At 64.3% G+C, this 7,657-nt stretch carries 11 protein-coding genes and 2 pseudogenes; all 13 read right to left on the reverse strand.

Annotated elements, in window-relative coordinates:
- Positions 1-158: 158 nt before the first annotated feature.
- Positions 159-757, reverse strand: a pseudogene (locus ACLP9N_RS28180) (recombinase family protein).
- 561 nt (positions 758-1,318) lie between these two features.
- Positions 1,319-1,468 (reverse strand): hypothetical protein, encoded by a 150-nt coding sequence (locus tag ACLP9N_RS28185; protein WP_442410449.1) that lies wholly within the window; start codon positions 1,466-1,468, stop codon positions 1,319-1,321.
- Between the two features lie 96 nt (positions 1,469-1,564).
- Entirely contained in the window at positions 1,565-1,918 is a 354-nt protein-coding gene (locus tag ACLP9N_RS28190; protein ID WP_442410450.1) for a hypothetical protein, read from the reverse strand.
- Between the two features lie 78 nt (positions 1,919-1,996).
- Positions 1,997-2,299, reverse strand: a complete 303-nt coding sequence (locus ACLP9N_RS28195; protein WP_442410451.1) for a hypothetical protein — start codon at positions 2,297-2,299, stop codon at positions 1,997-1,999.
- A 159-nt stretch (positions 2,300-2,458) separates the two neighbouring features.
- A complete protein-coding gene (locus ACLP9N_RS28200; RefSeq protein WP_442410452.1) occupies positions 2,459-2,695 on the reverse strand; it encodes a hypothetical protein in 237 nt (78 codons plus the stop codon).
- Entirely contained in the window at positions 2,692-3,153 is a 462-nt protein-coding gene (locus tag ACLP9N_RS28205; protein WP_442410453.1) for a phage terminase small subunit P27 family, read from the reverse strand. Before ACLP9N_RS28205 ends, ACLP9N_RS28200 begins: the two co-directional genes overlap by 4 nt.
- A 359-nt stretch (positions 3,154-3,512) precedes the next feature.
- Complete coding sequence (locus ACLP9N_RS28210; protein WP_442410454.1) at positions 3,513-3,674, reverse strand: hypothetical protein; 162 nt, start codon at positions 3,672-3,674, stop codon at positions 3,513-3,515.
- A 104-nt stretch (positions 3,675-3,778) separates the two neighbouring features.
- On the reverse strand, positions 3,779-4,114 hold the full coding sequence (locus ACLP9N_RS28215) for a hypothetical protein (RefSeq protein WP_442410455.1): 336 nt from the start codon (positions 4,112-4,114) through the stop codon (positions 3,779-3,781).
- 13 nt (positions 4,115-4,127) lie between these two features.
- Positions 4,128-6,302, reverse strand: a complete 2,175-nt coding sequence (locus ACLP9N_RS28220) for a DUF3854 domain-containing protein (protein ID WP_442410456.1) — start codon at positions 6,300-6,302, stop codon at positions 4,128-4,130.
- Complete coding sequence (locus tag ACLP9N_RS28225; protein WP_442410457.1) at positions 6,299-6,607, reverse strand: hypothetical protein; 309 nt, start codon at positions 6,605-6,607, stop codon at positions 6,299-6,301. Before ACLP9N_RS28225 ends, ACLP9N_RS28220 begins: the two co-directional genes overlap by 4 nt.
- Positions 6,607-6,852, reverse strand: coding sequence for a hypothetical protein (locus tag ACLP9N_RS28230; protein WP_442410458.1), 246 nt, complete (start codon positions 6,850-6,852; stop codon positions 6,607-6,609). The genes ACLP9N_RS28225 and ACLP9N_RS28230 overlap by 1 nt, the downstream gene beginning before the upstream one ends.
- An 84-nt stretch (positions 6,853-6,936) precedes the next feature.
- Positions 6,937-7,458 (reverse strand): hypothetical protein, encoded by a 522-nt coding sequence (locus ACLP9N_RS28235; RefSeq protein ID WP_442410459.1) that lies wholly within the window; start codon positions 7,456-7,458, stop codon positions 6,937-6,939.
- Positions 7,455-7,657: pseudogene (locus tag ACLP9N_RS28240) on the reverse strand (recombinase family protein); the annotation flags it as partial. The gene ACLP9N_RS28235 and the pseudogene ACLP9N_RS28240, both read right to left, overlap by 4 nt.

The following is a 7,657-nucleotide window of genomic DNA, read 5'->3' on the forward strand; positions in this document are numbered from 1 at the left end:
TCTACCTGCCTGGACCATTGCCGCGATCCGGGCGTGATCTCTAGTGCGACTAGATCGGCGATCCAGTCGACGGGTCGACGGGCGTCCACTCGAACCCAAATGGATTGGTGCAGTTCAGAACGCACCCACTGCGCTCTACATCCTTGATGCGTTATGGCCTACGCATCGGGCAGGTCGCTCAAGACGCGATAGACGGTAGCGCGGCTCACGTTAAGCGTTGCAGCAATGGTGGTGGCCGACTCGCCTGTGTCGTACATACGACGAGCCAGCGCGGCCTTGCCGTCAGTCAGTGCCTTCGGGCGACCGATCGACTGGCCGCGTGCCCGTCGAGCGTCGCGCGCCGCTGTGCGTCGTTCCCGCCCCAACTCCAACTCAAGCTCGGCCAGACTGGCGAGAACGCCGGCCACCATGCGCCCGGTTGCGTTGGACGTGTCGATGCCCTCCCGAAGCGACCGCAGCACGATCCCGCGTTCCCCAAGCTCGCGGATGGTCGTCATAACCTCGGCAGCGTTTCGACCTAGACGATCAACCCCAACAACGACGATGGCATCGCCCTGCCTTGCGTAGTCCAGGAGCGCGGCAAGGCCCGGACGCTTGCTGGCGGGTTGAAGTCCCGGACAACTTGTCGGTGTAGACGCGGGCGGTGTCAACGCCTGCTGCGGTCAGCGCATCCATCTGCTGGTCGAGTGACTGATGCGCCGTACTGACGCGGGCAATAGCCGAGTTTTGTTCCGGTTTCGGCGGGCGCGGCGTCGATGGGCAGGTAATGCTCTGCCACGTGCTCCACCACGGAACCACCATGCGGGCTGCGTCATCGATCGTCCGCGAGGGGTGGAAGCCGGTGAATGTAATGGACACTGTCGCGCGTGTTGCCACCGCGCACGAACTTTGCCCGGCTGACGTCATACAGGACCTCGAGATGCATAAGAGATTCGTCTTCGGTGCCGGCCGGGGAAGGACCGTCTCGTTCGCACCCAACCGAGGAGATGCCGAGCCTGCATGGGCGCAGAGCGCACCGGAGGCCGAATGGGAGTCACTGTGGGCCGTCTACCGGATCAAGCACATTACATTGGATGACCGATGGTTGTGGAACACGGATGTCGCTGGTCACACCTGGGTCTGGGACCAGATGCGAGCCAATCAGCTTGCCGTTGTCAGCTACACGACGTCCTATGCGGAGATGGTCGATTTAGGGGCTCGCGCCTCATCTTTTGGTGAGACGCCGCTCCCTCCGCCGGAGCTTCTGGACTCCGCCAATTGTCGTCGGAATCGATGCCAAAGACTCGATCTCGGCGCAGTGTGAAGACAATGAGTGAGTTCATGCAGAACACCGACGCTTTCCTCTGGGCGATGGAAAGCGATCCCGTTTGCGGTCGACCATCGTCACGATCTCCCTGTTGGACAGCACCCCGGATTGGGGCGCATTGGTTGAGCGCGGGGTGCGGGTGTTGAAGTCATTGCTGGTCATCGGCGCTCCTTTCTCCTGTGGCGGCGCGGGTGGGGCAGGTTTTGATACGCAAGAGGCCGTGCGCTGTCACACGGGGCTTCCCCGGCGCGGTGCTCATTAGCCGTCCTGGTCGGCTCCGTCGAGTGGATCGCCGGCATGGCACGAGCCGATGCCTGGTCCGGCAGCGAACTCGCGGTCGTCGAGGGGGCGGATCGGCAGAGTGAAGGTTATGCCACGTATCACGTCGCGGACCGACCACTGCAGTTCCTCGACTTGGAGCCCAGCGTCATTGGCTATCTCAGACCAGTCGAAAATCTGGCGCTGGCCGGCCCAGTTGGAGATTACCCACAGTTGGCCACTGAGACGAAACAGTTCATCGCTGAGGTCGGCGATGCGCTCCAAGGTCGCGGCTGTCTCGGCCATGAGCCGGTCGGTAATGAGCCGGTCGGTGATGCTGGTGTCCTCGGTCATTTTGATTCCTTTCGTTGGTTGTTGAACCTTGATTTCGGTATGGAGTGGGCGCACTCGAGCACCAGGACGCTCGGTCGTCTACAGCTTCGACGGATCCCAGCCGCCCGCCTCCTCGTCGTCAAGGTCGTCGTCGGGCCCATCGGCCACGTCAGCCGCAGCCGCAGCCGCAGCCTCAAGCGCGCGGAGTTGCTGGTCGATCTGCCGGAACTGCCGCACCAACGCACCAAACGCCGCCGGCGGCATGTCGTCACCGTCGAGCTGGGCGGCCAGCCGCTTCCGCAGCAGCAACAGCACGTCGCACTCGGACGCCGACCGGGCGACAGCCGAACTCAAGGTCTTATAGGGGCGGCCGGGACGGCGCGGGGCGGGGATGTTAGTCACCGTCGCGAGCTGTGATGGCCGCCGCTTGCGTCCCATGTCTTTGCTGCTCCAATCTTATTGCTGCGCAATTGCTTTGAGTCGTTGAATTTCGTTTGTGTTTCAGTCGTTTTCGCTGCGAAAAAGTCTGAAAAAACGGTGCGGATAGATCGTGCGCGACCCCTAGAGGGTCGCCATCGCCAGCCGGCGCAACAACATCGCGTCAGGCGTGCTCTCAGCGGCCATGAGCCGCTTAACCGCCTCAGCGAGCGTGGCCAGGACATCAATGACCTCGATCTGATGACCGGGTGCCAGACCGTCATCGGCGACGTCAAGCTGCGTCAAGCCATACAGGAACGCGCCGGGGGCGCGGGACGGGTCGATGTCGAAGTCGTCGGCGTCAGTCATCGTGTCGCTCATGTCAGGTACCTTTCGGCGCCGGTCTTCGGGGCGCCGGGATCGACCTGGATGCGCGCCCTGTCGGCCGGGGACAACCCGAACCGGGAACCCGTCGACGTCATCATCTTTTCCGCGGCCACCATCACCCGGAACGCCGGCGAAGGCACCAACCCCTTGTAGCGGCGCTCCGTGGACGCGCCATCAGCCTCCACCTCGGCTGCGGCCCGGTTGAACAGGGCCACCGCGCGGCAATACACGCCAAAACTGTCAACATCCCACGCTTGGAGTACACGCTTGGCGATCAGGTCGGGGGCCAGACGATCCCACACCGCCCGCGCGTCGGGCGGCAACTCCACAGGCGGCAGGATCGGGGCGTCGTCCGGGATTGGTTCGTTGCGATTGATGCGGCTCTCTCGGGAGCCCTCGAGCGCCTTCAGATGATTCGGGCGCGGGCGGCGCCCGCTGCTGCGACTACCCATTTCGAACTCCTTTGCTGGATGGGTTTGCTGGTTTACCGGCATTATTTGCTTGATTGTTATTCTCTGGCATCAAGATCAAAAGCCTAACGGGGTCGCGGATGGTGACCTGCGTTAGAGATGAAAACACCCCCCCTGAGCTGCGATGATGCAGCGGTAGCCGTGGTGTGGGGTGGCCATCCGAGGATTTGCCGGTGTGGTGGGGGTGGTTGGTCTCCACTTCCAGCCTGGCCGGTGTTTGCTGGGGACTGGCCGGTGTTTGCTGGCGGGGGACGGGGTGTGTGGTCGGGGCTTCAGTTCACTTCCGGCCGCCCGTGTTGGGGGTAGTCGGGTGGCGAAAATTTTCGCCGCGAGGGATCTCCTCACTTCCCGGCCGGCCATTTCAGAGAGCGTGAGCCGGTTTTTGCCGCTTTGGCGGCGGCGCTGCGCCAAGCCTGCTCATCGGCGTCGTTGGTGATCTGGACGTCCAGATCGCGCGTAAGCGTCTCGACCGGGTCGAGCGTCGGGCTGGGACGTGTCGTCACTGTGTTGTTAGGTACTAGCCGGCCTAGACAGTTGGAGCATTTAGGTTCGCCGTCGATCGGGGTCCACTGCCTAAAGCAGACGCAGCAAGCGCGGTACTGGTCGGTCATTGCTTCCTCTCCGTGGGGTGCCAGCTGCACCGCTGCCCGGGTGCGGCGACGGGGATGCGGCAGGGCCGGCCGGCGCGGGTGGGCCGGCCGCAGTAGAACGGGGCCAGCGCGACGCGGGCCCCCCAGCGCGGGGGCAGCGGCCCGAGGTGTTCGTGCGGGGGAGGGTCGGACCTGTAGGACACGGTGGGGTCGTTGATGGTGGCGCATTCGGCGAGGACCAGCCGGTCGGCGCCGTCCGGGTCGATGACGGTGACGGCGGCGTAGTCGGGCTGGCCAACGTCACAGAGGCAGGTGGAGCGGTCCGGGTCGATGATCCCGAAGCGGTCGGTCATTGGTCGTATCCGCTCATGAGGTTCTGGTGGATGCGGTGGCATTTATCGCAGCGTGGCCGGCCGGCGGATTGTTCGTTTTCGCCGCAGTCGACGCAGCGCCCGGCGCGGTAGCGGATGTGTTGCTCAGGGGTGGTTTCCCGGGGTCCGATCGGCGTCGTAGCCGTGTAATCGTCCAGTTCAGAAGGCTGCGCAGACCACTTTCCAGATTTGGCTTACTACCCCTGACCCCCCATAGGTAGGCCCCCGACTCCTGCTGGTCAGGAGGTGTTTCCCCGGGGGAGGGGCCAAATCTGGAAATAGCCCCGGACTTGAGCACGGCGGGGTCGATCCCGTCCGCCAGCCGGTAATGCCACCTGTTCTGGCTATCACTGCCGGTAATTTTCACGCGGGTGACGACGCCGAGCAGATGCAGTTCCTGCAGTTGGCGGTTGGTCGTGTTGTAGGGCTTGTCGACGCCGACCGCGACACCGTTGGCGTTCCCCGACGTATGCACGGCCAGCCAGTCGACGATCTCTAATTTCAGGGGCGGCATCGAGTCCCGCGCCGCGCGGATGACCAGGCGCATGGCAGCGTCGCGGCCCAGGCCGATAGCGGTGGCGCCGCGGAAAATCTGCACCAGCTCCTTCGGGTATCTGGTGGGCATCTCCAACATGTGGGCTTCCTCGACCTCGCCGTTGGGTGCACGGTCTACGGCGGTGCGCGCGCGGGTCACCAAGTCCGCAGCGTTGATGATCGCGTCGATTTCGTTATCGTCGGGGTTGATCGCGGCGGCCGTGTCGATGTTCTCGACGAGGCCGGCCACCAGCCGGGCGAGGTCAGCGCGCATCTTCTTTTCACCGCCGACACCGCGAACCGCGGACTTCGCGGCGTCCTTGCGTGCTTCGGCATCGTTGGAGTTCACGCGCAGCAGCACGAAACGGTCACCCAACTTTGAGATGACTTCGCGGGCCCGGTCATAGGCCGACGTGACCGCACCGATGACAACGATGCGGCCCTTCCATTCGATGGAGCGGCCGCCGTCGGTGCCGACTTGACGGCGCCAGTAGCCGTCATAGATTTCGCGCAACGCCTTGAGCACGTCGTCGCGGCGGTCCCGGCTCATCGCCAGGATGGACGTGAAGTCTTTGAATATCAGGATGCCGCGGTCACCCATCTCACGCAGCAGCCCGCCGGTGGCGTCGGCTGATCGTTCGTGCTGGCCGCTCGCGGACAGGAACGCGCCTTCGGAGGAGATTGTGGATACGGTGATGGCCCCGGCGCAATTGCCGAGGGGAACAATGGTTTCGGTCTTGGCTGCGCCTGAGCCGCTGACGATCAGAAGCCACACCGGGTCGCCGTCGAGTTTCTCGACGGCCGCGACGGCTAGCGTTATGTTGATCGCGTCGAGGTCGTATTTGTCGCCGAACGCGGCCCGGTATCCATCGTGAACCTCATCCAGTGACACGGGTTGCACCGGCGCGGGCCTGGGCGCCTCGACCTTCGGCGGTTCGGGGGTCTGCGTCACCGGCGCCGGGATGGGTTTGACGAGCCGCCACAGCTCGTCGACGGTGTGGCTCACCAAGTAGTCGTCGAGGCCGGTTTTCTCGTCGGTGTCTGGCAGGTGCAGATAGGCGACCCGCGCACCCTTGAATTTCAGATACTCGGCCAGTTTGCACAACTCGGCCTGCACCGGCGGTTTGCGGGCAACGTCACCGTCGAACGCGAGAACGACATCGCGGCCGTTGAGCGCGATGTCGTTGAAGTCGGCGACCGCGGTCTTACCGCCGGCCGCGTTGGTGCCGCGCCATCCCGCCACCCCATTGATGGACACGCAGTACACGCCGCGTAGTGCGGCGCAATCCGCTTTCTTCGACCCTTCGGTGATCATCAGCGGCTTGCTGGGGTCGGCCAGCGTTGGTCCGACACCGACCGGCACGTCGATGTGGTTGGCCTGCCGGTATGGCATCTCGTACTTGGCCGGCTTGCCGTTGCGTTCCCGCGGGTGATCCGGCCGGTAGGCGTGTCCCCAAACGTCGCCGCGCGCGCTGTGCTGCGGGATGAGCAGCCCTTGCGTGCGCTGCCCGGCCTTAGCGATGCCCAGCTCGGCCAGGCGGCGCGGGTCGCGGATGGTTTCGTAGCCGCGCAGCTCCGCGAACTCGGGCGTGATGCCGGACGCGGCGAGCATGGTGAGGTGATGTTCGGCGATCATTGACCCACCGCCTTCGTCTGGCAGCGTGGGCCGCGTTGCGCGCGCTTGGAGTCGTTCGCTGTAAGCCACCGGCCACAGGTGTCGCAGCGAACGGCCAGCCGAAAATGCCCGTCGAAGAGTGCTTGCCAGATCGAGCCGTCGACGCCGGCCACCATGGCCTCGTCGATACCGAGGTGGTCGGCCGCTTTTCCGTTAGACTGGCGGTGCTGGTCTTTGATGGCGGCCGGTGTGTTGGTGGTGTCGGGTCCCTCGGGAGTGGTGTCCCGGGGGCCGACTTCGTTAGGCGGCCCCGAATCGCGGCGCATCACGCAGCATCACCGCCGCCTGGGCGAGCGTTGGCGAGGTCGCGGCGGGCCGGCTCGAGCAGCACACGGAGCTGGTCGACCTGCTCGCGGGTGAACGGCCGAGCTTGGGCGACAACCTTTTCGATGTAGTTGGCGATTTTCGCTGCGGCGAGGTCGCGTTCGGCGTTGACCCGATCGGGGTCATCGATTGGCCTGCCATGCAGACCGGCGCGGCGCGCGCGGGCATTGGCTATTGCGGGATGCAATTTGGGTGTCCTCCGGGCATCACAAAGTGAGCCCATTCGACACTCCGGTTCCCGGAAACGGGGATGCGCTTAATTTATCAGGGATTAGCGCTTATTCGTGGAAGCGCCACGCGGGTTGGCAGTCACTTCATCGGAAAGCTGGTCCAACGGTAGTAACCGGATACCGAGGCGATGCGTCTGCCACCCCTCGGCATGCTCCTCTTGCAGCTCGACGTCACGAGTGCGTAGCGTTGCACCGATTCGGCGCAGCACTAATGCCAGCGTCGCATCCGAAGCCCTGACATTGTTTTTCTTTCGCCGGGCGACGGCCTTGCACACCAGGCACGTGAACTCCCATCGCCGACCATCGGCGAGTCGCGTCTCGGTAACTGCGGCGCGGCCGGTGGTAGCCCGCACGCCGTTAGCCAGGATTGACCCGTTGGTGTTGTAGACGGAGATTTCACCGGACGCATCGCGCCTTATCGGCGTCGATGCGCCGATACGCTCCCGTAACGCAGCGAACATCTCGTATTGCGTCGCGCGGGTTTTCTTTTCGTCGTGCTCGATGTCGCAGATATGCACCGGTGGTGTGTGGCGGTCGCACGCCAGGCGATACCAAGTGCTCATCGCAGCCACTCAATCGCAATGCGTTCGGGGTCGAACGGCACCCGGCCACGCTTCCCGACCGGCAATATCGTCGCGGTCATCAACACGTTGATGACGGCGCGCTGACGGTCAGGGTCCAACCGGGCGAACGCCTGATACACGCGCTCGGTGCCCAACGGCACGTCGGCGAATACCCGTTTCACGCTGGCGTCGGCCATCT

Origin of the sequence: Mycobacterium sp. (genome assembly GCF_052144515.1) — a bacterium.
Lineage (GTDB): Bacteria > Actinomycetota > Actinomycetes > Mycobacteriales > Mycobacteriaceae > Mycobacterium.